This is a genomic window from Blautia sp. HA8986, from assembly GCF_056504635.1.
In genome coordinates this window covers 1,360,707-1,386,128 of sequence record NZ_JBWLUQ010000001.1, presented here as the reverse complement: position 1 = coordinate 1,386,128, position 25,422 = coordinate 1,360,707, and the positions used below count along the sequence as shown (strand labels likewise).

General features: G+C 43.2%; 21 protein-coding genes, 1 pseudogene and 1 riboswitch. Of the genes and pseudogenes, 21 read left to right on the top strand and 1 reads right to left on the bottom strand.

Features of this window, described 5'->3' with window-relative positions; translation table 11 throughout:
- Positions 1-26: 26 nt before the first annotated feature.
- The 12 genes and pseudogenes from AC04Q4_RS06490 to AC04Q4_RS06435 form a co-directional block, all read left to right on the top strand.
- Positions 27-1,794, top strand: a pseudogene (locus tag AC04Q4_RS06490) (beta-galactosidase); the annotation flags it as partial.
- A gap of 3 nt (positions 1,795-1,797) precedes the next feature.
- A complete protein-coding gene (locus AC04Q4_RS06485; RefSeq protein WP_476389086.1) occupies positions 1,798-2,052 on the top strand; it encodes a Beta-galactosidase C-terminal domain in 255 nt (84 codons plus the stop codon).
- Between the two features lie 76 nt (positions 2,053-2,128).
- On the top strand, positions 2,129-3,244 hold the full coding sequence (locus tag AC04Q4_RS06480) for a phosphotransferase enzyme family protein (protein WP_173739123.1): 1,116 nt from the start codon (positions 2,129-2,131) through the stop codon (positions 3,242-3,244).
- A 39-nt stretch (positions 3,245-3,283) separates the two neighbouring features.
- The gene (gnpA, locus tag AC04Q4_RS06475; RefSeq protein ID WP_119240610.1) at positions 3,284-5,446 is read left to right on the top strand and encodes a 1,3-beta-galactosyl-N-acetylhexosamine phosphorylase; all 2,163 of its coding nucleotides are present in this window, start codon (positions 3,284-3,286) and stop codon (positions 5,444-5,446) included.
- A 77-nt stretch (positions 5,447-5,523) separates the two neighbouring features.
- Positions 5,524-5,599: riboswitch (cyclic di-GMP riboswitch) on the top strand.
- 146 nt (positions 5,600-5,745) lie between these two features.
- Positions 5,746-7,377: a PAS domain-containing protein gene (locus tag AC04Q4_RS06470; protein WP_173739124.1), complete on the top strand. Its 1,632-nt coding sequence runs from the start codon at positions 5,746-5,748 to the stop codon at positions 7,375-7,377.
- A gap of 186 nt (positions 7,378-7,563) precedes the next feature.
- The gene (locus AC04Q4_RS06465) at positions 7,564-8,913 is read left to right on the top strand and encodes an urease accessory protein UreH domain-containing protein (protein WP_173739125.1); all 1,350 of its coding nucleotides are present in this window, start codon (positions 7,564-7,566) and stop codon (positions 8,911-8,913) included.
- Between the two features lie 17 nt (positions 8,914-8,930).
- Positions 8,931-9,464 carry a DUF2318 domain-containing protein gene (locus tag AC04Q4_RS06460; protein WP_243873882.1) on the top strand — a complete coding sequence of 178 codons (534 nt, stop codon included), beginning with the start codon at positions 8,931-8,933 and terminating at the stop codon, positions 9,462-9,464.
- Positions 9,465-9,610: 146 nt separating this feature from the next.
- A complete protein-coding gene (locus AC04Q4_RS06455; RefSeq protein ID WP_119240602.1) occupies positions 9,611-10,447 on the top strand; it encodes a YitT family protein in 837 nt (278 codons plus the stop codon).
- A gap of 81 nt (positions 10,448-10,528) precedes the next feature.
- Positions 10,529-11,038: a GNAT family N-acetyltransferase gene (locus tag AC04Q4_RS06450; RefSeq protein ID WP_173755404.1), complete on the top strand. Its 510-nt coding sequence runs from the start codon at positions 10,529-10,531 to the stop codon at positions 11,036-11,038.
- 176 nt (positions 11,039-11,214) lie between these two features.
- The gene (locus AC04Q4_RS06445; protein ID WP_173738397.1) at positions 11,215-11,682 is read left to right on the top strand and encodes a hypothetical protein; all 468 of its coding nucleotides are present in this window, start codon (positions 11,215-11,217) and stop codon (positions 11,680-11,682) included.
- Positions 11,683-11,864: 182 nt separating this feature from the next.
- Complete coding sequence (locus AC04Q4_RS06440) at positions 11,865-12,677, top strand: purine-nucleoside phosphorylase (RefSeq protein ID WP_173738398.1); 813 nt, start codon at positions 11,865-11,867, stop codon at positions 12,675-12,677.
- A gap of 43 nt (positions 12,678-12,720) precedes the next feature.
- Positions 12,721-13,710: a nucleotidyltransferase family protein gene (locus tag AC04Q4_RS06435; protein WP_173738399.1), complete on the top strand. Its 990-nt coding sequence runs from the start codon at positions 12,721-12,723 to the stop codon at positions 13,708-13,710.
- Positions 13,711-13,857: 147 nt separating this feature from the next.
- Here AC04Q4_RS06435 and AC04Q4_RS06430 read toward each other — a convergent pair whose 3' ends face one another.
- The gene (locus AC04Q4_RS06430) at positions 13,858-14,349 is read right to left on the bottom strand and encodes a DUF2798 domain-containing protein (protein WP_173738400.1); all 492 of its coding nucleotides are present in this window, start codon (positions 14,347-14,349) and stop codon (positions 13,858-13,860) included.
- 462 nt (positions 14,350-14,811) lie between these two features.
- Between AC04Q4_RS06430 and eno the strand changes: the two genes are divergently transcribed.
- The 9 genes from eno to AC04Q4_RS06385 all read left to right on the top strand — a co-directional run bounded on the left by eno (position 14,812) and on the right by AC04Q4_RS06385 (position 25,398).
- Positions 14,812-16,107: a phosphopyruvate hydratase gene (eno, locus tag AC04Q4_RS06425; protein WP_173738401.1), complete on the top strand. Its 1,296-nt coding sequence runs from the start codon at positions 14,812-14,814 to the stop codon at positions 16,105-16,107.
- Between the two features lie 151 nt (positions 16,108-16,258).
- On the top strand, positions 16,259-17,035 hold the full coding sequence (locus AC04Q4_RS06420) for an ABC transporter permease (RefSeq protein ID WP_119240596.1): 777 nt from the start codon (positions 16,259-16,261) through the stop codon (positions 17,033-17,035).
- A 23-nt stretch (positions 17,036-17,058) separates the two neighbouring features.
- A complete protein-coding gene (locus AC04Q4_RS06415; protein ID WP_119240595.1) occupies positions 17,059-17,796 on the top strand; it encodes an ABC transporter ATP-binding protein in 738 nt (245 codons plus the stop codon).
- Positions 17,797-17,916: 120 nt separating this feature from the next.
- Positions 17,917-18,660, top strand: a complete 744-nt coding sequence (gene larB, locus AC04Q4_RS06410) for a nickel pincer cofactor biosynthesis protein LarB (RefSeq protein WP_119240594.1) — start codon at positions 17,917-17,919, stop codon at positions 18,658-18,660.
- Positions 18,661-20,037: a nickel pincer cofactor biosynthesis protein LarC gene (larC, locus tag AC04Q4_RS06405; protein WP_173738402.1), complete on the top strand. Its 1,377-nt coding sequence runs from the start codon at positions 18,661-18,663 to the stop codon at positions 20,035-20,037. It begins immediately after the preceding gene.
- Between the two features lie 109 nt (positions 20,038-20,146).
- Positions 20,147-21,175 carry a LacI family DNA-binding transcriptional regulator gene (locus AC04Q4_RS06400; RefSeq protein ID WP_173738403.1) on the top strand — a complete coding sequence of 343 codons (1,029 nt, stop codon included), beginning with the start codon at positions 20,147-20,149 and terminating at the stop codon, positions 21,173-21,175.
- A 436-nt stretch (positions 21,176-21,611) separates the two neighbouring features.
- Positions 21,612-22,646 carry a 5-dehydro-2-deoxygluconokinase gene (iolC, locus tag AC04Q4_RS06395; protein ID WP_173738404.1) on the top strand — a complete coding sequence of 345 codons (1,035 nt, stop codon included), beginning with the start codon at positions 21,612-21,614 and terminating at the stop codon, positions 22,644-22,646.
- A gap of 18 nt (positions 22,647-22,664) precedes the next feature.
- Positions 22,665-24,596, top strand: coding sequence for a 3D-(3,5/4)-trihydroxycyclohexane-1,2-dione acylhydrolase (decyclizing) (gene iolD / locus AC04Q4_RS06390; protein ID WP_173738405.1), 1,932 nt, complete (start codon positions 22,665-22,667; stop codon positions 24,594-24,596).
- 16 nt (positions 24,597-24,612) lie between these two features.
- Entirely contained in the window at positions 24,613-25,398 is a 786-nt protein-coding gene (locus AC04Q4_RS06385) for a 5-deoxy-glucuronate isomerase (RefSeq protein ID WP_173738406.1), read from the top strand.
- Positions 25,399-25,422: the final 24 nt, after the last annotated feature.

The following is a 25,422-nucleotide window of genomic DNA, read 5'->3' as shown; positions in this document are numbered from 1 at the left end:
ATAAAAATATAAGGAGAAAGAAAAAAATGGCAAAGCAGATCAGATATGACCATTTTCTGCATGGCGGTGATTACAACCCGGAGCAGTGGCTTGACAGACCGGACATTCTGAAAAAAGACATTGAATATTTTAAGAAGGCACATATCAATACCGTTTCCATGGGAATGTTTTCCTGGGCTGTATTGGAACCGGAAGAAGGAAGATATAATTTTGACTGGCTGGAAGATGTGATCAATAATCTTTATAAAGAAGGCATTTACACGATTCTTTCAACACCATCCGGAGCAAGGCCTAAATGGATGGCAGATAAATATGAAGAAGTTCTCCGTGTGGATCCGGACAGGACAAGAAGATTTTTTGGCGGAAGGCATAACCACTGTTACACGTCTCCGGTATACAGGGAAAAGATTTACAATATAAATAAGAAACTTTCCGAACACCTCGGCAAACATCCGGCAGTAATTCTCTGGCATATTTCGAATGAATACGGCGGTGAATGCCACTGTCCTTTGTGCCAGGAAAAATTCAGGGAATGGCTGAAAGAGAAATACGGAACTATTGAGAATTTAAATTCCAGCTGGTGTACAACATTCTGGAGCCATACTTATAACAGTTTTGACCAGATCGAAAGCCCTTCACCAAAAGGGGAAAACGCCCTCCATGCGCTGACCCTTGACTGGAAGCGTTTTGTCACAGACCGGACAGTAGATTTTATGAGACATGAGATTTCTGCGATCCGTGCAGGTGGATCAGAGCTTCCTGCAACAGCGAACCTGATGTACGATTATAATGGACTGGATTATAAGAAATTTAAAGATGTCATGGATATCGTATCCTGGGATAATTATCCAAGCTGGCATAAAAAAGACGAATATACGACAGCTGTTGACGGAGCCATGCAGGCACGACCTTATGCGAAGCATCAGGAAAGCACCGTTCCTTTTGATGGAATCCTGTCCTTCTGCAACCAACTGGAAGCCCATCAACAAACTGAAGAAGCCGGGAATGCATCTGGCGGCGTCCCTCCAGGCAGTTGCCCATGGTTCAGACAGTGTGCTGTATTTTCAGCTTCGACAGAGCCAGGGAGCATCTGAGAAATTTCATGGTGCTGTGATCGATCATTACGGTGGCGACGATACCAGAGTTTTCCGCGAGGTTACAGAGGTTGGAGAGGCACTGGAACAGATCCGGGAGATTGTTGGAAGCGAAATAAAATGCCAGGTAGCAGTTCTCTATGACAGAGAAAATGACTGGGCACTGAAAGATGCCCAGGGACCGCGGAACGAGGATATGCACTATCAGGAATGTGTGCAGAAACAGTACCGTGCACTTCGAAGAAAGGGCTGCAATACGGATATTATTACGATGGAACATGATCTTTCAGATTATAAATTGTTGACAGTGCCAATGGCCTATATGTTCTATCATGGTTATGCAGAAAAACTTTGCACCTTTGCAGAAAATGGCGGTACACTTGTAATTTCCTACTGGTCAGGTCTTGTAGATGAGACGGATAAATGTTATCTTGAAGGTACACCTAACGGACTGATGGAAGCTGCCGGTATCCGTACAGAAGAGATCGATGCGCTTTATGACTGGGAAGAAAATCACGGAATCCCGGAAACCGGAAATCATCTTGGAATTACAAAGACTTATACCTGTAAAAATCTATGTGAGCTTGCGAAAGTTTCGGATGCAGAAGTGATGATGCGTTATAGCGAGGATTTTTATCAGGGATATCCGGTCCTGACACATAAAAAATATGGAAAAGGCCATGTTTATTATGTTGCAGCAGATATGGAAGCTGCTTTTTATGAAGATTTCTTCGGCCGCGCTGCAGATGAGGCAGGAGTGGATACACCACTTGAGTTTGTGCCGGGAGGTGTTTCCGTGACAACCAGGGAGACGGAAGATACAGAGTATCTTTTTATCCAGAATTTTGCCGGAAAAACGCAGACAGTATCTGTGCCGGAAGAATATGAAGTTATCTATGGAACAGACAGTGAGAATATGAGTCCGCTGCAGACCAGGATTCTCAAACGCAAAAAATAAAAATATCAGAAAGCATATTGGCCGGAGACTGATATGCTTTTTGGTAATGTAGGGGGGGGCAAAAAGAGAAGGTAATATGAAGGAAACATTAAAAGAACAGATAAAAAAGATTGCAGACGGTTTTGATTTTACAGGGGAGCTTGTTTCATGCAGACCCTGCGGAAGCGGGCATATCAATGGAACCTATCTTCTGAAATACAGAATTGGAAATATGGGTTCCATTAAGGTGATATTACAGAAGATCAACGGTGATATATTTAAAAATCCCGAAGAACTGATGGACAATATTGCAGGGGTGACAGAGCATCTGAGATGTAAGATCATTGAGAATGGAGGGGATCCGGAACGTGAAGTTCTGAATCTGATCCCTGCAAAAGATGGAAAAACATATCTGATTGATGAGAACGGAGCGTACTGGAGATCCTATATTTTCATTACAGATGCAGTAAGCTATGATCTTGTGGAGAAACCGGAAGATTTTTATGAAAGTGCGGTTGCATTTGGGAGATTCCAGGAAATGCTGGCAGACTATCCTGCTGAAACACTTCATGAGACGATCCGGGATTTCCACGATACAAAGAAACGTCTCCAGGCATTAAAAAATGCTGTGAAAGAAGATGTCTGCCACAGGGCATCCGGCGTGCAGAAAGAAATCAATTTCGCGTTAGAACATGAAGAGATAGCCGATGTGTTCGGAGATCTTTTGCGGAAAGGAGAACTTCCCTTAAGAGTCACCCACAATGACACGAAACTGAATAATGTTATGATCGATCTTGCAACGGGAAAAGGCATCTGCGTGGTGGATCTGGATACTGTGATGCCTGGGCTTGCCATGAATGATTTCGGTGATGCCATCCGTTTTGGAGCCAGCACAGCACTTGAGGATGAAAAAGACTTAAGCAAAGTTTCCTGTAATATGAAATTGTATGAAGCTTATGTGAAAGGATTTCTGGAAAGCTGCGGAGATAAGCTTACCAGGAAAGAAATCGAGCTTCTTCCAATGGGAGCCAAGGTGATGACTTATGAATGTGGTATCCGTTTTCTTACCGATTATCTGGAAGGAGACCATTATTACAAGATCGACCGGGAAGAGCATAATCTGGACAGATGCCGGACTCAGTTTAAGCTGGTAAAAGATATGGAACAGAAATGGGATATCATGCAGGAAATTGTGCACAGATATCAGAAATAGATGATTTTCCTGAAAAAATATAATGGAGGTAGAACAAAAATGAAAGAGACAAAAGGAAGGGTAACGATCCCTACAGACCTTGATGTGATCCCTGAAACTCTGGAAATGCTGGATGAATGGGGAGCAGATGCTATCCGCGACTGTGACGGAACGGAATTTCCGGCAGAGCTGAAAGAGACGGGAGCCAAGATCTATGCCACATACTACACAACCAGAAAAGATAATGCCTGGGCAAAGGCACATCCGGAAGAAATCCAGCAGATGTATATCATGACAGCTTTTCACACAGCAGTTTCCGATACGCTGGAAATCCATCTGATGGATCATCTGTATCCGGATATGCTGGCTGTAAATACCAGAGATGATATTAAACGCTGGTGGGAGGTTATCGATCGTACCACAGGGGAAAACGTGAGCACAGAAGACTGGACTTATGATGAAAAATCAGGAAATATTGTGATCAGACCAGCCAAAGAATTTCATGAGTATACTGTAAGTTTTCTGGCGTATATTATGTGGGACCCTGTACATATGTACAATGCAGTAGTCAATGACTGGAAGGATGTGGAGCCGCAGATCACCTTTGATGTGCGTCAGCCTGCAACACGTGCACATTCCCTGGAACGACTGAGAAGATTTCTGGATTCCCATGATTATGTGAAGGTGGTGCGTTTTACAACATTTTTCCATCAGTTTACCCTGATCTTCGATGAGCTTGCCAGAGAAAAATATGTAGACTGGTTCGGTTATTCCGCGTCAGTGAGTCCATATATTCTGGAGCAGTTTGAAAAAGAAGTGGGATACAGATTCCGTCCGGAATTCATTATTGATCAGGGATATATGAACAATACATACCGTATTCCGTCAAAGGAATTTAAAGATTTCCAGGCATTCCAGAGAAGAGAAGTTGCCAAGCTTGCAAAAGAAATGGTAGATATTGTCCATGAATATGGAAAGGAAGCCATGATGTTTATGGGAGATCACTGGATCGGCATGGAGCCTTTTATGGACGAGTTTGCTTCTATCGGACTGGATGCAGTTGTGGGAAGTGTTGGAAATGGCGCAACATTGCGGCTGTTCAGCGATATTAAAAATGTGAAATATACAGAAGGAAGATTTCTGCCATACTTTTTCCCGGATACTTTCCATGAAGGTGGCGATCCTGTAAAAGAAGCGAAAGTAAACTGGGTGACAGCAAGAAGAGCGATTCTCCGAAGCCCGATCCAGAGAATCGGTTACGGCGGTTATCTGAAGCTGGCTCTGGAGTTCCCGGATTTTGTACAGTATATTAAAGAAGTCTGCCAGGAATTCCGTGTGCTTTATGACAATATCCGGGGAACAACACCTTACTGCGTGAAACGTGTGGCAGTCCTGAACTGCTGGGGAAAAATGCGCTCCTGGGGTAACCATATGGTACATCATGCAATCTATTACAAGCAGAATTATTCGTATTTCGGAATTATCGAGGCCTTAAGCGGTGCACCATTTGATGTTTCTTTTATCAGTTTTGACGATATCCGTGAGAACAAAGATATTTTAAAAGATTTCGATGTGATCATCAATGTGGGAGACGCGGACACTGCACAGTCCGGCGGAGCGAACTGGGCTGATCCTGAGATCCTTACAGCTGTGAGAAAATTTGTTTATAATGGCGGCGGTTTCATTGGTGTAGGGGAACCGGCTGCTCATCAGTGGCAGGGAAAATTCTTCCAGCTGGATGATATTTTAGGTGTGGAGGAAGAACGAGGATTTAATCTCAACACAGATAAGTATAACTGGGAAGAGCATAAGAACCATTTTATCCTGGAAGATACAGACGGAACTGTAGATTTTGGCGAAGGAAAAAAGAATATTTTTGCACTGCCTGAGACAGAAATCCTGATCCAGAAAGACCAGGAGGTGCAGATGGCAGTAAAAACATTTGGAAAAGGACGCGGCGTTTATATCAGCGGACTTCCTTACAGCTTCTGCAACAGCCGTGTCCTTTACAGGGCGGTGCTCTGGTCTGCGGCGGCAGAGGAGGAACTTCACTGCTGGTTTTCTTCCAATTACAATGTGGAAGTGCACGCTTATGTAGAAAATGGTAAATACTGTGTGGTAAACAACACTTATGAGCCACAGGATACTGTTGTTTACACAGGCGATGGAAGCAGCTTTGACCTTCATCTGGAGGCCAATGAGATCCGTTGGTATCAGATTTAAAAAAGCAGCTCAGATAAATCAGGAAGAGCTGTTGACAGTGCCTGTAAGTAAGGGTATAATAGTACAGATCTAAGAAAAGAATATATGGGCAAAGCAGTTGAAAAGCTGTGACGCAAAGCTATAGGGCCTTTAAAATGGCAGCCAGTTGCAGGGATTAGAAACAGGGAACGGTATAGTTGCATGTCTATATCCTGACCCTGTTTTTTTTAGTGTGTAAAAATACGTGAGAGTATATGCCCGTGCGTCATGGATCAAACTCGGGAAAACTGCTGCAGTTGGGAATACGGAGTGAATGATTGATGAATACGGAGTTGTTTAAAGGAGAAAAATTATATTCGTCTGGTGATTTTAAGCTTTGCAGGGAGTCATATGCTGCCATAAGTATTGCCCTTGAAGATAATCAGGCGGTAGGCATTATAGCCGGTTATTATGACGAGGATCTTACCATAGCATATGTGAGTGAATTTTTTCTGCATAATCTGGGATACGGTTATGAAGAATTTATGGAAGTGGTTTCGGGATCACTGAAAAATGTATTCTGTGGTGAGAATGATGATTTTATTCGGAATGAGCGTTTGGTGAAGATTCATGGTTCAGAGGATGTAAAGATGCTGAATAAAGAAGGAGCACCTGTGAAAATACGTGCCTATAAAACAGATTCCTTTGACAATGAGGGAACACCGCTCTGGATTTTGTCTGCTCATATTGATGAGATGCAGGAAAACATGCAGCTGGTCAACCAGGTCATAAGCTCAGGCTTCTGGTCTGTGAAATGTGATCAGCATGGAAAACCCACAGATGTTTTTTTTAGTTATGAATTTCGAAAAATGCTGGGATACCACAATATACTGGATTTTCCCGACAGCCTGGAAACCTGGCAAGCAGGAGTCCATCCCGGTGATATTGAAATGGTTGACAGGGCTTTTTATGATGCTTTTCGGGATTGTACAGACGAGACAAAATATGATGTGGAATACCGGATGCGTCTGGCAGACGGCAGTTATCAGTGGTTCAGGGACAAGGGCGAAGTCAGCCGCTGTGCGGATGGAACCGCTTTTCATATGGTGGGAATTTTTGTAAATATTGATAAAGAGAAAAAAGCAGCGCAGTACACTAGGAGAGCAGATGCTTTTCACCGCGCATACACGAAAGCCAACCTCTGTGAATATTATGTGGATCTTAAAGAAAACAGTTTTGATTCCATGAAAATGGAGGGAGAGCTGGCAGGAATGTTCGAGAAAAACATCACATGGGATGAGATGATCGGTCGTTTCACGGATACTTATGTGGTTTGGGAAGACCGTGAAATGATGAAACAATTTTATGATCGGGCTTATATTGCCAGGAAGCTGGAAGAGGGAAGCGAAGAAATCAATCTGGAGTGCAGGATCCTGATGAACGGAAATATGCGCTGGATACGAAATGTGATCATCCGGGACTCTGCCGGGGATACGCCCCGTTATGCGTTGGGTTTTGTAAGTGATGTCACAGAAGTAAAAAGAAAAGAAGAAAATCTTAAGGAAATAACCAACCAGAACAGGATCATGAATCAGCTGATTAAAGGTACGGTGAAGCTTGTTGACTGTTATGTAGCATGTGATCTGGAACGGGATATTTATCATTTTTACAGTCAGAATATGAATGACTCTGCATGTAAACCGGAGGGAAAATATTGCGAATTTGTAGAGTATATGGCATCCAGATTTAAGACCGTTTCCGGTAATCTTACCCTGAAGCAGGCTTTTTCAGTGGAAAATATACGGAAAATGCTGAAAGGGCCGGATGATATTTACCGTTTTGAATATTGTACCAGGGATGAGAAACAGTTTAAATCTATTGCAATCTCTCCACTTACATGGAAAGAGGGAAAGGCAGAGGAAGTACTGCTCATGGCTCAGGATACTACAGAAGAGAAGCTTGTGGAGATCTAGTCCCGCAGTTACGTGGCCGAATCGTGAAGATTCTGTGAAATCAGCTGCCACCATTGACAGAAGAAAAAGACAATAATATAATTAAACCTATCGCAAAAGTAGGATATAAAAGCTGTTACAGTAGAAGATATGATCTATTGTAACAGTTTTTTGTCTGGAAAATTTTATGAGAAAGGACGTAAAACAGTGAAACATACGGTTGTTTATATTGACGGCATGACCTGCATCAACTGTCAGACCAGGATCTGGAAGGCGCTGAGATCCACACCTGGGATTACAGATATCACAGTCAGTTATGAACAGTCACAGGCAGAATTTTCCTATGATCCGAAGCAAATCACGTTGGAAGAGATCGGGAGACTGATCGAGGATCTGGGGTATCAGGTGATCCCAACTGAGAAATTGAGGAGAAAACGATTTCTGCAGGCTGTTGGAGAGTTTTTTGTGATCGCTCTTCTGTTACTGGTATTGCAGCACTGGGGAATTCTTAACCGCCTTGCACCGGATTCTCTTGCTGAGACAGGAATGGGATATGGAATGCTTTTTGTGATCGGACTGATCACTTCTGTACATTGTATTGCCATGTGCGGCGGGATCAATCTTTTCCAGACCTTGCGGAAAGGAGAGTCAGGCGCAGAGGGAATATCAAAGACAATGTTTTGGAATACTTTTGCATATAATGTGGGTCGTGTTGTTTCCTATACAGTGATCGGCGGCGTGCTGGGAGCTTTGGGCGGCCTGGCCGGGAGCGGGGATAGTCTGCAGACTTCTTCAGCGTTTCAGGGATATCTGAAACTTCTGGTTGGAATTATCATGGTCGTTATGGGGGTAAATATGCTGGGGATTTTCCCAGGGCTTCGGAAATTGAGGATTCGTATTCCGTTTCCTGGAGAAAAATCTTCGTGGAAAAAAAGGACACCTTTTTTCGTTGGGCTGTGTAATGGTTTTATGCCCTGTGGGCCGCTGCAGTCTATGGAGATTGTTGCTCTGGCGTCCGGAAGCTGTGCGACAGGAGCTTTTTCCATGTTCTATTTCAGTCTGGGAACGGTTCCTCTGATGTTGGGATTTGGTTCTCTTTTTTCTGCGCTGGGAAAAAAGTTTACCAGACAGATCCTGAAAACAGGAGCAATCCTGGTGGTTGTTATGGGCTTGTCTATGATGTCTCAGGGAAGTGCATTGTCGGGTTTGGGCAGCAGGTCCGGTGAAAAAACAGCGGCAAAAGCAGATCATATGCAGAATGATGACCAGACTTCAGCAGTAGAAAAAGATGGCGTGCAGTATGTTTCCAGCACGTTGAGATCCGGGCAGTACCCGGACATTACAGTGAAGGCGGGGGAACCGGTGAAGTGGGAGATCCAGGCACCAGAGGGCAGCATCAATGGATGCAATTATAAAATGATCCTCAGGGATTTCGGTGTGGAATATACTTTTGAAAACGGGAAAAATACTCTCGAGTTCACCCCGGAAAAAGCAGGGACTTATACCTATACCTGCTGGATGGGAATGATCACGGGAACGATTTATGTTACAGAGTAATAGAGGAGGCGTAAATAATGAAGATGAAAAAAATTATAGCAACAGGTATGGCGTTTCTTGCAGCGATGACAGTATTTGCAGGCTGCGGAAGTGCAGGAAAAGAAGAGACAAACATTGCAGAAGAAGCTTCCACAGCAGGTGAAAATGAAAATCAGGAAGTCAGCATCAGCTCCGGTGAGAGTTTGACCATATCGGTTTCTGAACTGACGGAAAATGCGGCTTTTTATCCTCTAAACGTAGATGGTACAGAGATGGAAGTGATCGCAGTGAAGACTTCTGATGGAACGATCCATACTGCGTTTAACACCTGTCAGGTCTGCTATGATTCCGGAAATGGTTATTACAAACAAGAAGGTGATAAACTGGTCTGCCAGAACTGCGGAACCTCTTTTACCATGGATCAGGTAGGGGAAAGCGCAGGCGGCTGCAATCCCTGGCCGATCCTGGAAAGTGACAGGACACTTGCTGATGATGAGATCCAGATATCCTATGATTTTCTGAAGGATTCTGCCGATATTTTTGCAAACTGGAAGGGCGTATACCAGAGTTAAGGTGGCATTGACAGGAAAAAGAAAACATAATATAATAAACCCATTCCAAAAGAGGGAAAACGAAGCTGTTACAATAGAAAAAGTCTATTATAACAGCTTTTTTGTTACTGTTGACAAACAATTTTGCTTACAAAGAGGAGGCCTTTATGAACAAAAAAATCAAGACAGTGTTTTCGTATCTGATGATCATCATAGGGGCGATATTGGCCAGCTTTTCGGTTGCCTGTATCCTGCTTCCCAATGATGCCATTGATTATGGAACTGCCGGAATCGCCATTATCATAAGCAAGCTGACCGGGTATAATCTGTCACTGTGTGTATTACTTGTTTTTCTTCCGTTTCTTGTTGCCGGGATCATTCTGATCGGCAAATACTTCTTTGCGAAAACATTCGTGGGTTTTGTTGTCTATACTATAGGCCTGTCGTACTTTGAAAAAATTCCCTTTGAACTTAATACGGAGCATTTTATTGCAGTGGCTTTCGGCGGTGCGATCCTTGGCGTGGGACTTTCCCTGATCCTTCGAAATGGCGGCTGTATTGACGGCTCTGAGATCTTTGCTAATATTATTGTAAAAAAAATCTACAATCATTCCGGCAAGGATTACAGTATTTCCTACATATTAATTGCATTCAATGCCTGTGTATACGGAGCTGTGTTCGTTCTTCTTGACCGGGATTCTGCACTGTTAAGTCTTCTTGTGTATATTGTGGCAACTTCCATTATCGATCATTTCACTGATCATTTCGAGGCATTGAAACAGGTAACGATCATCACAAAAGATCCGGATGCCATTATCCACGATATCAGGGAAGAACTGAACAAAACCTGTACCATTATCAATTCTTCAGGGGTGATCGCAGGGGAAAACAAAACGCTGATCTGTTATGTGAATTATTTTGAGCTGCAGAAAGTGAAAGAGATCATTTCCAGAAATAAAGGATCTTTCAGCACTGTTTCAACCATTGATGAGATTCTGAGATAAGAGTTTACAATAAAAGATAGGCTTTTCTCCGAAAAAATGTTATCCTGTATAAGGATGAGGAAAAAACAAAGGAGAAGGATTATGAATTTATCAGAGAAATATGAATTTCGTTCCATACGCAGGGAGGAAGCAGAGCAGGTGGCAGAACTCGAGCAGATCTGTTTTCCTCCGGCAGAGGCGATAAGCAGAGAGGATATTATAGACCGGGTGGAAAAAATCCCGGAGCTGTTTCTTGTGGCAGAAGACCGGGAAACAGGAAAACTGGCAGGATATCTTACGGGCCTTGCAACAGATGAGGAAGTTTTTCAGGATAAATTCTTCACAGATGCAGATCTGAGCACACCGAATGGTAAGAACAATATGCTCCTTGGACTGGGAGTTCTTCCGGAATACCGTGGACAGGGACTTGCCAGAGAACTAATGATGCGCTATCTCGCCAGGGAGCAGGCAAGGGGAAGAAAGAGAGCAATCCTTACCTGTGTGGATGGTAAAATTGGAATGTATGAGAGGATGGGATTTCAATATATGGGAACTTCTGCTTCTGTTCTCGGAAATGCGAAATGGAATGAGATGGGGTATATTTTTTCATAGAAACCGATAAATGTTATATTTCAGATAGTATGAGATGTGCTGTACTGTAAAATATCAAAAGGTGAAATATTTGAACATTTTCATCAAAAAAGTGCATAGCAATGCGGAGATAAAAATGCTATATTGAGTGCATCAAAAACGTGCGAGAAAATATAATATTTGGAGGTAGACTGAATATGAGAAGGGTAGAAGAGGTTATTTATGTTGTACCGGAAGAGAGAAAAGCATTCCTTGAGAAACAGCTGAATCCATCAGAGAAGACACGTAAATTTATGTGGCAGCATGGAATCCGCAATCAGTTTTTCTATGAGCTGGAGGAATTCATTCTGATGACATTTGAGTATGTCGGAGATGATTTTTACAAGGATATGGCAGTGCTCAGTGCAACTCTTGAGGATGAAGGCTATTTTATCAAAGAGAGAAGAAGAGATGTTGCCCCGGGGCAGTTGAAAACTACCAACTGGTGGGCACCTCTTAAGATTCTTGGCAGCAATTTTGTACAGACACCGTTCTCAAGTGAAGAGGATGTTGAGGCAGATGAGCTTGCATCAGAGGCTAAGAACGGATGCATTCATGATGAAGATGATATCCGAAGCAATATTGCTTTTGATGCTGATGACTGGAGTGAATCCATTCATTTTTAAACAGATGTAACCAACTAACGGAATCCCTGAAATAAACATGATAAATCCCAGGACAGGCTCTGCTTTTCTTAAATGGAAAACAGAGCCTGTTTCCCATATCCGGATTGTAAAAAAACAGGCAGCATGGTATCATAAGGGCAGAAGAAAAAGGAGAGGCTAAATTAAGAAAGGAAGCGGAAACTATGTATCAGAAATTAATGACATGTCTGGAAAGTGTAAGAAAGAAAACAGATTTCAAACCGGAAATCGCACTGGTTCTTGGATCTGGACTTGGTGATTTTGCAGAGCGGATCCAGATCGAACAGATCATTAAATATACAGATATTGAGGGATTTCCGGTATCTACAGTAGAAGGGCACAAAGGATGCTTTGTATTCGGCTATGTAGAGAAAACGCCGGTTGTGATCATGCAGGGTCGTGTTCATTATTATGAAGGATATCCAATGTCTGACGTAGTTCTTCCGATACGTCTGATGGGGCTGCTTGGGGCAAAAAAACTTCTTCTTACCAATGCGGCCGGAGGTGCAAATCCATCTTTTCATCCCGGCGATTTTATGCTGATCACAGATCATATCACAACAGGAGTTCCAAGTCCTCTCATCGGACCCAATATTGATGAACTGGGAACAAGATTTCCGGATATGAGTGAAGTATACAGCCGCCGTCTTCAGGACGTGATCCGCAAATGTGCGGCAGAATGCGGAATCAAACTCCAGGAAGGCGTTTACGTGCAGTTTACAGGCCCTAACTATGAGACTCCGGCAGAGATCAGGCTTGCTCAGAGGTGGGGCGGAGATGCTGTTGGAATGAGTACAGCATGCGAGGCTATGGCTGCACGCCATATGGGAATGGAAGTCTGTGGAATTTCCTGTATCACTAATATGGCAGCAGGAATTTCGAAAGAGGCACTGAATCATGAAGAAGTGCAGGAGACAGCAGACCGTGTGGCAATATATTTCCGGAAACTGGTTGAGAAAGTTGTTGTGAATATGTGATCCTGCAAAAGAAAATCAGAATAAAAGGAAAAGAGAAACACAAATGATAACATTAAATGATTACCTGTATTCCGGAGATACACTTCTTCGGATACTGAAAAGATATATCCGGAATCTGAGAGCAGAAGCAAAAGAAAAGCACAATGAGATTGATCTGGTGCACTGTAATTTTCTGATTCAGATTCAGGAACTTCTGGAGCATAATGATTTCCTTACAGCCCAGTCTCAAAAGATCCGGGAATTTTATAAATATATGGCCGGAGAGTATCCGTTTCTTGCATTTACATTCAAAGGCAGGATCAAATCACTGATCCGTGCAGAGGAGAAATTCAACGGATATGTTGTGGAATATATTTATGATTATTATAAAGATCACGGGAAATATCCGTCTGTATCCCAGATCAAAGAACGGTTAAGTTGCTTTCGGGATTTCATTGCATACAGGATTGTTATTGCAATGCCGAGATGTCACCTGAAAAATGGAGAGAATGCACAGGATGAGGAACTCCATTATCTTTATGAGATCGCGAACGTGCTTCCTGGATTTCTGGAGGAGAGAGGATTTACCGCGGAGCCTGCCAGAGGCGTTCAGGAAAGTACTTCTCCATTGCTCAGCGAGGATGCAAAACCTTATTACAGAGACTATGTCTGTCATAATAAAGAGGATGATTATCAGTCTTTACATATTACATTTTATGATAACAGTTCCAGAAGCTACATGGAGGTGCAGCTTCGCACAAAGGATATGGACGATGTGGCGGAGATCGGTTCTGCCAACCATTTAAGCTACGAGAAAAAACAGGAAAGTGAACGCAGAAGAAGAGATGCGATTCCGGAAGGGGAATGCATCTATTTTGATGAGGCCTATGAGAGGGGCATGAAGCTTCTTGGACTGGATCTTGCAAAGCTGGATGTGAATATGTTCGGTGCAGTGAACAACAGCCTGATCAATGATGGCTGCGGGCTTTTCCGCGGAAGGATGATCCTTCCCTATGAGCATCTTTCACGTTTTCAGAATGATATCATTGACTGAAGAAAAACTTTCACGCGGATCCTTTTGTCTGCGTTTCTTATTTTAGGGAGATCAGAGAAGAAAACTATTGATAAAAGAAATCAGCACATTGCTGCGGAACGAATCATTCCATAACATTGTGCTGATTTCTGTTTCTTTATATTGTAATTACATATTCAATGTAGCTTCTTTTGCATTTTCTTTCTCAGGAAAGATATGTCTGAAGATGAAGCGTACGATCGGGCCGGCGTAGATCAGCTGCCAGAAAAATGCTACCGGGAAGTTCATAAAAGTTGTCTGCAGCCAGACGGCGATAAACTGATTTCCTGCATGCTTAAAGAAAAGTGTTGCAAAAAAGCTCATCATCGGACACATGAAAGCAACAGAAGCAACGGAAATCGCAAGGATCATGCTGAACGGATGGCAGCTGCGGAAATCTACCATGCGGCTTGCGCAGGCAAAAGCAAGCTTGGATACAATAAAGAAATCAAGAACAAATGCAATCGGTCCCATAAATGTCAGTTCATGAAAAGCGGAAAGGAAAACCTGATTTGTCATTGCACCTGTGTTCAGTACAATGTTGTAGCAGATCATGGCATAAACCATGAAAAATACCATGATAATAGTAAAAATAACTTCCTGGAATTTGTTTTTTGGCATAAAAAATCCTCCTTTAAAATGATTAAATAATAATGTAAACCTTAGAGCATGTGTTGTTCGTTAATCATTCAGGAGAATGTGCGTTTCCAATATATGACAGGATTTTTGTCATAAACCATATTCGATTTTTAACCAAATTATATTTGGTTACAGGTAAGCAATAAAGTGGCCGGCATATACTGCCTGACATCGGCGATTATATTATCATAACAGGGAAAGAGTTGTCAATACGTAAAATTTACACGATTTCTTTAAATATTCTGATAATACTAAAGGACGTAAATGAGAAAAAACAGACAATAACTCCTCTTGACTGCGAGAGTTAGATTTGATAAACTTATAACTGGTTAGCAGGTTCTAACTATTGCGTGAATAATTGTGGCGGGCCGTATCCCTTGACAATAACGGCCGGGCAGTATTTGCGGACAGGGCGAAAAGGCCGGACAGGAGGATAAATATCAAATGGAATATTTAGAGATCGAGAAAGTCATTGGAAGAGAGATCATTGATTCAAGAGGAAATCCGACCGTAGAGGCGGAAGTATATCTGGCAGATGGAACTATCGGAAGAGGAGCAGCACCGAGCGGAGCGTCCACAGGAGAATTCGAGGCACTTGAGCTGAGAGATCAGGATAAGAGCCGTTTCGGAGGAAAAGGTGTTTCCAAAGCTGTTGAAAATATCAATACAGTTATCAACAATGCGTTGACAGGAATGGACGCATCTGATATTTATGCTGTAGACGCTGCCATGATCAAGGCAGATGGAACAAAAGATAAATCCAAACTTGGCGCAAATGCCATTCTTGCTGTATCTATCGCATGTGCACGTGCAGCAGCAATATCCCTTGACATTTCGCTTTACAGATTCCTTGGCGGCGTGAACGGAAACAGACTTCCTGTTCCGATGATGAATATCTTAAACGGCGGTGCACATGCTGCAAACACTGTAGATGTTCAGGAGTTCATGATCATGCCTGCAGGAGCACCAAGCTTCAAGGAAGGACTTCGCTGGTGTACAGAGGTTTTCCATGCACTTGCAGCACTTCTCAAAGAGAAAGGTCTTGCAACAAGCGTTGGTGATGAAGGTGGTTTTGCGCCAGATCTTGGAAGTGATGAGGAAGCCATCGAGTACATTCTTGAGGCAATAAAGAAAGCAGGATATGAGCCGGGAAAAGATTTCGTTCTTGCAATGGATGCTGCATCCAGTGAGTGGAAGGGAAGCCAGAAGGGCGAGTATGTTCTTCCGAAATGCGGAAAGAAATTTACCTCAGCCCAGCTTGTTGAGCACTGGAAGAACCTGATCGAGAAATACCCGATTTACTCCATCGAGGATGGTCTTGATGAGGAAGACTGGGAAGGATGGCAGATCATGACAAAAGAGCTCGGCGGAAAAGTGCAGCTTGTAGGTGATGACCTGTTCGTTACAAATACAGAGCGTCTTGAAAAAGGTATCAGCCTTGGCTGCGGAAACTCTATTCTGATCAAACTGAATCAGATCGGTTCTGTATCTGAGACATTGGAAGCAATCAAGATGGCACACAAGGCAGGCTACACAGCAATTTCTTCCCACCGTTCCGGCGAGACAGAAGATACAACTATCGCAGATCTTGCAGTAGCACTGAATACCTGCCAGATTAAGACAGGAGCACCGTCCAGAAGCGAGCGTGTTGCTAAATATAATCAGCTTCTCCGCATAGAGGAAGAGCTTGGTGAGGCAGCTGTATATCCGGGATTCCAGGCCTTCAATATTAAGCGATAATTCAGAAAGCTGCAAAGAATAACATATTTTTGAAAAAGGTGCGCTTTGGCGCATCTTTTTTTGGCAAAAATAAGGTTGCCAGATTTGTAAAAATGGTATATTATGTTTTACAGCCGCGTGAAAAAATATAAAATTGAATATTGGAGATGCTATGAAAGAATACGTAAATACTTTTCTGCATTACAGGTTTCTTTTGAAAGAACTTGTAAAAAAAGGAATCAAACTGAAGTACAGACGTTCCTATCTTGGTATCGTCTGGTCCCTTTTGGAGCCATTGCTTACCATGATGGTACTGACGATCGTGTTTGGTACTCTGTTTGGAAATAAGGATAAGACATTCCCTGTATATATCCTTACCGGACGTCTGATGTACAGCTATTTTTCAAGTTCCACAACACGGGCTCTGAAATCAGTCAGGGCAAATGCGGGAATGATCAAAAAAGTTTATGTGCCTAAGTATATTTACCCGTTGTCAAGTGTACTTTATAATTATGTGATCTTTTTGATTTCATTGATTGTGTTAGCTATCGTCAGTGTTGTATTAGGAATACAGCCTACTATTTACATGCTGCAGATACCAGTTGCACTGATATTGCTGCTGCTGCTTTCATATGGATTTGGAATGATACTTTCTACTATCGGTGTCTTTTTCAGAGACATGGAATATTTATGGTCAGTAGCGTTGATGATTATTATGTATACATGTGCGATTTTCTACTATCCGTCTAAACTCTTAAAAAGTGGATTTTCATGGATACTGAAATTCAATCCTCTGTATTGTACAATCAGCATTTTTCGTTCCGCTATGTTTGGCGAGATGATGAATATGCATTATTTTGCATATGCACTGGGATTTAGTGTAGTGTCGATTCTGATCGGAATGATCTGTTTCAAAAAGAAGCAGGATGAATTTATACTTTATATATAATTGCGGATCTACAGGAGAGAAAAATGGGAAAACCGGCAGTTGTAGTAGACAATGTGAGTATGAAATTTAATCTCAGCAAGGAAAAGGTTGATAACCTGAAAGATTATCTGATTAAATTCATAAAAAAAGAAATTAAATATAATGAATTCTGGGCTCTTCAGAATGTGAATTTTGAAGTCCAGAAGGGAGACCGTGTTGGAATCCTGGGACTGAACGGAGCTGGAAAAAGTACTCTGCTTAAAGTAATCGCAGGTGTATTCAAGCCTACTGAAGGCAAGGTTATCAGGAATGGAAGACTGGTACCGCTTCTTGAACTTGGGGCAGGATTTGATCCACAATATACAGGTCGTGAGAATATTTACCTTTATGGAGCAATGCTTGGATATTCCAAAAAGTTTATTGAAGAGAAATTTGATGAGATCGTTGAGTTTTCAGAGCTGAAGGAATTTATTGATGTACCGATCAAGAACTATTCTTCCGGTATGAAGGCGAGACTTGGATTTTCCATTGCAACGCTGATATCACCGGACATCCTGATTCTGGATGAGGTACTTTCCGTAGGAGATGCCAAATTCAGGAAAAAGAGTGAAAAAAAAGTTCTCAGTATGTTTGATAAAGGTGTGACTGTTTTATTTGTATCACATTCCCTGCAGCAGGTACAGCGCCTGTGCAATAAGGCGATGATCCTGGAAAAGGGAAAACTGATCGCATACGGTGATATTGATGAAGTTTCAGAAAAATATGAGAAAATGATTGAGTGATCGAAATTAAACAAAAGGGCAGGAATGCCCGACAGGCAGATAGCCAGACAATTTGCAGAAGTTTATGCAAAGGTCTGGCTATTGTGTTATGATATCGTGAAAGAACAGGGAGGAAAAATAATGACTTTACAGCAGATTCTTGAAGAAGTAAAAAACGGACAGCTCTCTGTGGAGCATGCAGAAAACCTTCTGAAAAAAGAAGGATACGAAGAAATGGATTATGCGAAACTGGATACCACAAGGAAAGAGCGTACCGGTTTTGCAGAAGTAGTTTACTGTGCGAGAAAAGCAGACGAACATCTTCTGAACATTTATCAGAAGCTTTATAAAGAGGATGGGGAGGTCTTTGGCACCAGGGCATCCCAGCATCAGTATGAGCTGGTGAAAAGTGTTCTTCCCCAGGTTGTCTATGATCCTGTTTCCGGGATACTGAAGATCGAGAAGGAAAGGAAACGTATCGGAAAAGTGGCAGTTTGTACAGCAGGAACTGCAGATATTTCTGTTGCCGAGGAAGCTGCCCAGACAGCAGAGTATTTCGGAACTCATGTGGAGCGGATCTATGATGTGGGAGTCAGTGGCATGCACAGGCTTTTTTCCAGGCTGGATACGATCCGGAATGCAAACTGTGTTGTTGCAATTGCCGGAATGGAAGGAGCACTGGCCAGTGTGATAGGTGGTCTTGTGAAACGCCCGGTGATCGCAGTTCCTACATCTGTAGGATATGGAGCCAGCTTCCACGGACTTTCGGCACTTTTGACCATGATTAATTCCTGTGCCAATGGAATTGCAGTAGTAAACATTGATAATGGATATGGTGCAGGATATCTTGCAACACAGATCAACAGACTTGCGGAGGGAAAATAGATGAAAAATAAATTATATCTGGAATGTACTTCCGGAATCAGCGGAGATATGGCAGTTGCCGCGCTTCTTGACCTGGGTGCAAGCAGGGAGAAACTTAAGAAAGCTTTAAAGAGTCTTCCTGTAAAAGGTTTCGATATTAAGATCAGCCGTGTGGTGAAATCCGGGATCGATGCCTGTGATTTTGATGTAGTGCTGGATAAAGAACATGAGAATCATGATCATGATATGGGATATCTGCATGGACACGAGCATGGAGAGCATAGCCGTGAACATGAAGAAGCACATGCCTGCAGGGCAAACCATCATCATGAGACAACAGGGTATGTCCATGAGCATGAAAACCATGATACTCATGCACATGCAGCAGAATCACATTCCCATCACGGACATCATCACCATGAGCACCGCGGACTTAACGAGATCATGGCTATTATTGATCATGCAGACATGACAGACCGTGCCAGATCTTATGCGAAAAAAATCTTTACCATCCTTGCCACAGCAGAAGCGAAAGCCCATAATGTACCGGCAGATCAGGTGCATTTCCATGAGGTAGGTGCAGTGGATTCCATTGTGGATATTCTTTTCGTGGCGGTGTGTATGGATGATCTGGACGTGGAGGAAGTGATCATTCCGAGACTTTGCGAGGGAAGCGGAACCATCCGCTGTCAGCACGGAATCCTTCCGGTGCCTGTTCCGGCAGTAAGCAATATTGTAAGTGCCCATCATCTGAAGCTGCATATCACGCCAGTTCAGGGCGAACTGGTGACACCTACCGGTGCAGCCATTGTGGCAGCATTTCTTACATCAGAGAAGCTTCCGGAAGATTTTACAGTGGAAAAGATCGGTATCGGAGCAGGCAAGCGCCAGTATGAATGCCCGGGCATCCTCCGTGCCATGCTGATCCGGGAAGCAGAGAAGAATACAGAGATACAGAAGTTTTCAGATACAGAATCCGATACGATTATCAAGCTGGAATCAAATATTGATGACTGCACAGGAGAAACTCTCGGCTATGTGATGGAGCTTCTTTATGAGGCAGGAGCCAGAGAAGCTAATTACATGCCTGTATTTATGAAGAAAAACCGTCCGGCATGGCTTCTCACAGTTATCTGTAAGGAAGATCAGGTTTCCGGGATGGAGAGGATCATTTTCAAAGAGACCACAACCATTGGGATACGCCGTCAGAAGATGGAGCGCACTGTCCTGAAAAGAGAAAAGAGAACAGTTGTAACACCACTGGGAGACGTAGAAGTAAAAGTATGCATCTTTGATGGCCAGGAATATATTTATCCGGAATATGAAAGCGTAAAAAAACTCTGTAAAAAAACAGGAGTTTCTTACAGGGAAGCTTATCATATGGCTGTTTGCGGATAGCGTTTTTTTCTATTGACACATTTTCAAAAAAACTATATAAATGTATATAGAACAATCATTGCAGATAAAAAGGCAGTGATGCAGTAAGGCGGAAGCAGGAGAATGATTTATGGCGGTAACGATACAGCAGATTGCAGAACGGGCAGGGGTTTCCAGAGGAACCGTAGACAGGGCATTGAACCACAGAGGACGGATCAATCCGGAGGTAGCAGAGAATATTTGCCGGCTGGCAGAAGAGATGGGCTATGTGCAGAAAGAACGGAAACGTTCCAGAACAGCGAAAGATCAGCAGGTAAAGATTGGAGTTGTCACTCAGCTGGCAAGATCTTCCTTTATGCAGGAAGTGAACAGAGGCATTGAGAAAGCCGCTCAGGAGCTTAAGGAGAAAGGAATCCAGCTGATCCTGAAAGAAGGGTTGTCTGTTGATGAGGAAGAACAGCTTCAGGCGATTGAAGAGCTGGAAAAAGAAGGGATTCGAGGCCTTGCAGTGATGCCTGTGGACAGTGAGGCTGTCCGCGAGAAGCTGAATTCTCTTATTGAAGAGAAAAATATTCCGGTAGTAACTTTCAACTCTGATATTGTTGGAACTAGAAGAGCATGTTTTGTGGGGATGGATAACCGCAAGAGTGGCCGTACAGCAGCAGGTCTTCTGGGAATGCTTACAAGAGGCAGCGGCAAGATTCTTATTATCACCGGATATTTCAGCAACCATGTTGATAACCAGCGTGTGGATGGTTTTGTAGAAGAAGTTAAGAAAGCTTTTCCGCATCTGGAGATTGCAGGTGTTCACGGAAGCTTCGATGAGGCATCTGAAGTGGAGCATATTATAGAGAATTCCATGATGAGCACATCAGGGATCAGCGGGATCCTGGTGGTATCCGGCGGCCAGGCAGGTGTTGGGAAAGCTTTTGAAAAGCTAAGACTGGATCGCAGGCCTTATGTTGTGATCTATGACCAGACACCGAAGAATGAACGCGCCTTAAAAAATGATTCTGTTGATTTCCTGATCGACCAGAATGGATATGTCCAGGGCTACGAACCGCCAAGGATCCTGGCGGATATCCTGACAAAAGGTCAGGAACCGGAGAGAGAATATCTTTTTACAGATATCAAGATCAAAACCAAATATAATCTGTGATTATAAGTTGCATTAAGTGAAAGATCACGTAGGAAAAATAGGAAAAAGTCTGCAGAATAAAAACTGCAGGCTTTTTTTGCGCTTTAAAAGAGCGGGGAATCATGGGGATTATAGCACTCACAGAAATTATTATAGTTAAACGGATATTCGCAATAGAAACAGGGGGCTTTAGGTATATGCCTGAAATGCGTGCTACTGGCGTGCTGTAATTTAAAACACGCAAAAGCACATATCAACAATATCTACTTTTACCAAAATAAAACCCATAAAATTGTACAGAATAACAGAAAACGAAGAAAATACAAAGAAGTACTTGCTCAATTTTAAAAAGAATGCTATATTAACATCATAAGGAAACACGCAAGAAAGCACGCATAACAAAATAAAGCACGCAAGTAAGTAAAAAACAATCATCAAACAAAACGGAGGTAAGATCATGAAGTATATCGAATTTGATGAATCCAGACCAATGGACCTGGTACTCCTTGGAAGAGTTGCCATTGATTTCAACCCTGCTTATAACGACCAGGTGAAAGAAGAGTTCAAGCCCCTGAAGAAGGTACATATGTTTGAGAAATTCGTAGGAGGCTCTCCTGCAAACATCGCTGTAGGTGTTACCAAACATGGCATGAAAGCAGGATTCATCGGAAAGGTTTCTGATGATCAGTTCGGTGAGTATGTTGTAGATTATTTTAATGAGAGAGGAATCGATACCTCACAGATCACCAAATGTACAAACGGAGAGAAACTGGGACTTACCTTTACAGAGATGCTTTCTCCGAAGGAAAGCAGCATCCTCATGTACCGTAACCGTATCGCAGACCTGCAGCTTCATGTAGACGACATCCACGAGGACTACATCAAAAATGCAAAAGCGATTCTCATCTCCGGAACTGCTCTTGCGGAGAGTCCGTCCAGAGAAGCAGCGATCAAAGCAGTTATGCTTGCAAAGAAAGTAAACACAAAGATCATCTTTGATATCGATTACAGAGAATACAACTGGAAGAACGCAGATGAGATTTCCATCTACTATTCCATCGTAGCAAAAGAAGCAGACATTATCATGGGCTCCAGAGAAGAGTTTGATCTTACAGAGAAGCTGATCAAAGAGGGCATGACTGACGAGGAGAGTGCAGCTTACTGGCAGGCAAAAAATGCAAAGATCGTTGTCATCAAACACGGTATGAAGGGTTCCACAGCATACACAGTTGACGGACAGAAGTTCAGCATTAAGCCTTTCCCGGTTGATGCAAGAAAAGGCTTCGGCGGCGGAGACGGATATGGCTCCGGATTCCTGTATGGACTGTACCAGGGCTGGGAGATCATTGACTGCCTGGAGTTCGGTTCCGCAGAGGCATCCATGATGGTTAAGAGTAACAACTGCTCCGATTCCCTTCCGGGACCGGATGAGGTTCACGCATTCATTAAAGATGAAAAAGAAAAATTCGGCGAAATGATCGCAAGAGTATAAAGAAAAGGAGTGGAAAAAATGGCAAAGACAGTAAGAATGACAACTGCACAGGCAATTGTAAAATTTCTGGATAATCAGTACGTTTCCATGGACGGAGTGGAGACAAAATTTGTAGAAGGCTTTTTCACGATCTTCGGACACGGCATTGCTGTAGGACTTGGAGAGGCACTGGATACCAATCCTGGCCAGTTAAAAGTTCTTCAGGGAAGAAACGAGCAGGGCATGTGCCACGTTGCAACCGCTTTTGCAAAACAGAGCAACCGTAAGAAAATTATCGCTTGTGCATCTTCCATCGGACCTGGAGCAGCAAACATGGTAACAGCATGTGCGACAGCGACAGTAAACAACATTCCGCTTCTTGTGTTCCCGGCAGATACTTTTGCATCCCGCCAGCCTGATCCGGTTCTTCAGCAGCTGGAGCAGAGCAGCAGCCTTGCCATCAGCACAAACGATGCATTCAAGCCAGTCTGCAAATACTGGGACAGAATCACAAGACCGGAGATGGTCATGACAGCTCTTATCAACGCAATGAGAGTTCTTACAGATCCGGCTGAAACAGGCGCATGCTGTATTGCACTTTGTCAGGATGTTGAGGGTGAATCCTTTGACTTCCCGGAGTACTTCTTCAAGAAGAGAGTACACAGGATCACAAGACCGGTTGCAGTAGACGAAGAGCTTGAGGATGTAGCTGAGATCATTGCAGGAGCTAAAAAACCTCTTATCGTTGTAGGCGGCGGTGTCCGTTACTCAGAGGCTGGAGAAACTGTTGAGAAATTCTGTGAGGAGTTTAAGATCCCGTTCGGCGAGACACAGGCTGGAAAGAGTGCCTGCCAGTCCGGCAATCCATACTGCCTTGGTGGTATCGGTGTAACAGGTACCTACGCTTCCAACATCATCGGTAAAGACGCAGATGTGGTAATCTCTATCGGTTCCAGAATGTCTGACTTTACAACAAGCTCCAAGCATCTGTTCCAGAACGAAGATGTTCAGTTTGTAAGCATCAACAACTGCAGATTCCACGCATACAAGATGGATGCAGTAAAAGCAGTGGGCGATGCAAAAGCTACTGTAGAGGCACTTGCAGAGAAACTTCGTGCAAGAGGATATAAATCCGCATATACAGACGAGATTGAGAAAGCAAAAGCTGCATGGGATAAAGAGATGGAGCGTCTGGGAAGCATCGAGTACACAGGAGATGATTTTGAGCCGTTAATTAAGGCAAGAGATCCTCGTACAATTCCGGAGTATGTAAAACTTACAAACGGAAAAATCACACAGACAGCAGCACTTGCAGCGATCAACAGAACAATTGATAAAAATGCAACCATTATAACAGCAGGCGGTTCTCTTCCAAGCTGTATGCAGCGTATGTGGAGAACAGACAAACGTGGCGGATATCATGCAGAGTACGGATATTCCTGCATGGGATATGAGGTTGCTGCTACCCTTGGTGTGAAATTCGCAGAGCCGGATAATGAAGTATATTGCGTAGTTGGTGACTCCAGCTTCCAGATGCTCCACAGCGAGATTATGACTATCATGCAGGAGAGGCAGAAGGTCAATATCATGGTATTTGATAACTGCGGATTCGGCTGTATCAACAACCTTGAGATGAACCATGGAATCGGAAGCCTTGCAACAGAGTTCCGTTACACAGATGGCAAGAAACCGACAGGAGACCTGATTCCTGTAGATTATGCAAAGATCGGCGAAGGCTATGGCCTGAAGACATACACCTGCCGCACCATCCAGGAGCTTGTTGACGCTCTGGAAGATGCTAAGAAACAGGAACTTGCATGCCTCTTTGATCTCAAAGTTATTCCTAAGACCATGACAGACGGATATGAGTCCTGGTGGGATGTAGGAATTGCAACAACATCTGAGAAGGAAAGTGTAAGAAAGGCCTGCGAGGGAGTTATGAAAGGCCGCGAAGAGGCAAGACTGTACTAATCTGGGAGGTAAGAAAATGAGTAAAGTATTTGGTTATCCGGAATATGACGAAAAAGGCGAAAAGATTCTTACAACATACGATAATGAGTACAAGGCCATGATGATGGACATCCGTGTTTACCGTATGAAAGCAGGAGAGACAAAAACATTTTTTAGAGAGGGTGAGGAGACAGCAGTTCTCCTTCTCTCCGGAAATATTACCTATAAATGGAACGGAAACGAAGCTGCAGCAACCAGAAAGGATGTATTCACAGAGGGACCATGGTGTGTTCACGGATGTACAGGAACTGAGATCACAGTTGTGGCAAATGCAGAGTCACAGATCCTTGTCCAGTGTACAAAGAATGAGAAAGATTTTGGTGCGAAACTCTACAAACCGGAAGATGCTCCGTGGGGATATTCCAGCGTAGGTAAATTCGGAAACGTGGCAAAGAGAAGAGTGAATACCATCTTTGATCATGACATTTCACCGGAATCCAATATGGTACTTGGTGAGGTTCTCAATGACAGAGGAAACTGGTCCGGATATCTGCCACACAGACATCCGCAGCCGGAGACATACTTCTTCAAATTTGACCATCCGGAAGGATTCGGAGCAAGCTTTGTGGGAGATCAGGTGTTCAAGAGCACTGACGAGAGCTTTTCCGCAATTCCAGGAGGAGAGCTTCATCCGCAGGCAGTTGCACCTGGATATCAGATGTACACATGCTGGATGATCCGTCACATTGATGGAAATCCATGGCTGCAGACAGACCGCTGTGAGGATGAGAGATATACCTGGCTTCATGATGCTGAGTTTTAAGAAATTGTACTGACTGAAGGGAGA

Bases quoted from the DNA above. Each gene is read 5' to 3' on its own strand.
- AC04Q4_RS06485 (WP_476389086.1), top strand. From the start codon at position 1,798: ATGGAAGCTGCTTTTTATGAAGATTTCTTCGGCCGCGCTGCAGATGAG.
- AC04Q4_RS06480 (WP_173739123.1), top strand. From the start codon at position 2,129: ATGAAGGAAACATTAAAAGAACAGATAAAAAAGATTGCAGACGGTTTT.
- gnpA (WP_119240610.1), top strand. From the start codon at position 3,284: ATGAAAGAGACAAAAGGAAGGGTAACGATCCCTACAGACCTTGATGTG.
- AC04Q4_RS06470 (WP_173739124.1), top strand. From the start codon at position 5,746: ATGAATACGGAGTTGTTTAAAGGAGAAAAATTATATTCGTCTGGTGAT.
- AC04Q4_RS06460 (WP_243873882.1), top strand. From the start codon at position 8,931: ATGAAGATGAAAAAAATTATAGCAACAGGTATGGCGTTTCTTGCAGCG.
- AC04Q4_RS06455 (WP_119240602.1), top strand. From the start codon at position 9,611: ATGAACAAAAAAATCAAGACAGTGTTTTCGTATCTGATGATCATCATA.
- AC04Q4_RS06450 (WP_173755404.1), top strand. From the start codon at position 10,529: ATGAATTTATCAGAGAAATATGAATTTCGTTCCATACGCAGGGAGGAA.
- AC04Q4_RS06445 (WP_173738397.1), top strand. From the start codon at position 11,215: ATGAGAAGGGTAGAAGAGGTTATTTATGTTGTACCGGAAGAGAGAAAA.
- AC04Q4_RS06440 (WP_173738398.1), top strand. From the start codon at position 11,865: ATGTATCAGAAATTAATGACATGTCTGGAAAGTGTAAGAAAGAAAACA.
- AC04Q4_RS06435 (WP_173738399.1), top strand. From the start codon at position 12,721: ATGATAACATTAAATGATTACCTGTATTCCGGAGATACACTTCTTCGG.
- AC04Q4_RS06430 (WP_173738400.1), bottom strand. From the start codon at position 14,349: ATGCCAAAAAACAAATTCCAGGAAGTTATTTTTACTATTATCATGGTA.
- eno (WP_173738401.1), top strand. From the start codon at position 14,812: ATGGAATATTTAGAGATCGAGAAAGTCATTGGAAGAGAGATCATTGAT.
- AC04Q4_RS06420 (WP_119240596.1), top strand. From the start codon at position 16,259: ATGAAAGAATACGTAAATACTTTTCTGCATTACAGGTTTCTTTTGAAA.
- AC04Q4_RS06415 (WP_119240595.1), top strand. From the start codon at position 17,059: ATGGGAAAACCGGCAGTTGTAGTAGACAATGTGAGTATGAAATTTAAT.
- larB (WP_119240594.1), top strand. From the start codon at position 17,917: ATGACTTTACAGCAGATTCTTGAAGAAGTAAAAAACGGACAGCTCTCT.
- larC (WP_173738402.1), top strand. From the start codon at position 18,661: ATGAAAAATAAATTATATCTGGAATGTACTTCCGGAATCAGCGGAGAT.
- AC04Q4_RS06400 (WP_173738403.1), top strand. From the start codon at position 20,147: ATGGCGGTAACGATACAGCAGATTGCAGAACGGGCAGGGGTTTCCAGA.
- iolC (WP_173738404.1), top strand. From the start codon at position 21,612: ATGAAGTATATCGAATTTGATGAATCCAGACCAATGGACCTGGTACTC.
- iolD (WP_173738405.1), top strand. From the start codon at position 22,665: ATGGCAAAGACAGTAAGAATGACAACTGCACAGGCAATTGTAAAATTT.
- AC04Q4_RS06385 (WP_173738406.1), top strand. From the start codon at position 24,613: ATGAGTAAAGTATTTGGTTATCCGGAATATGACGAAAAAGGCGAAAAG.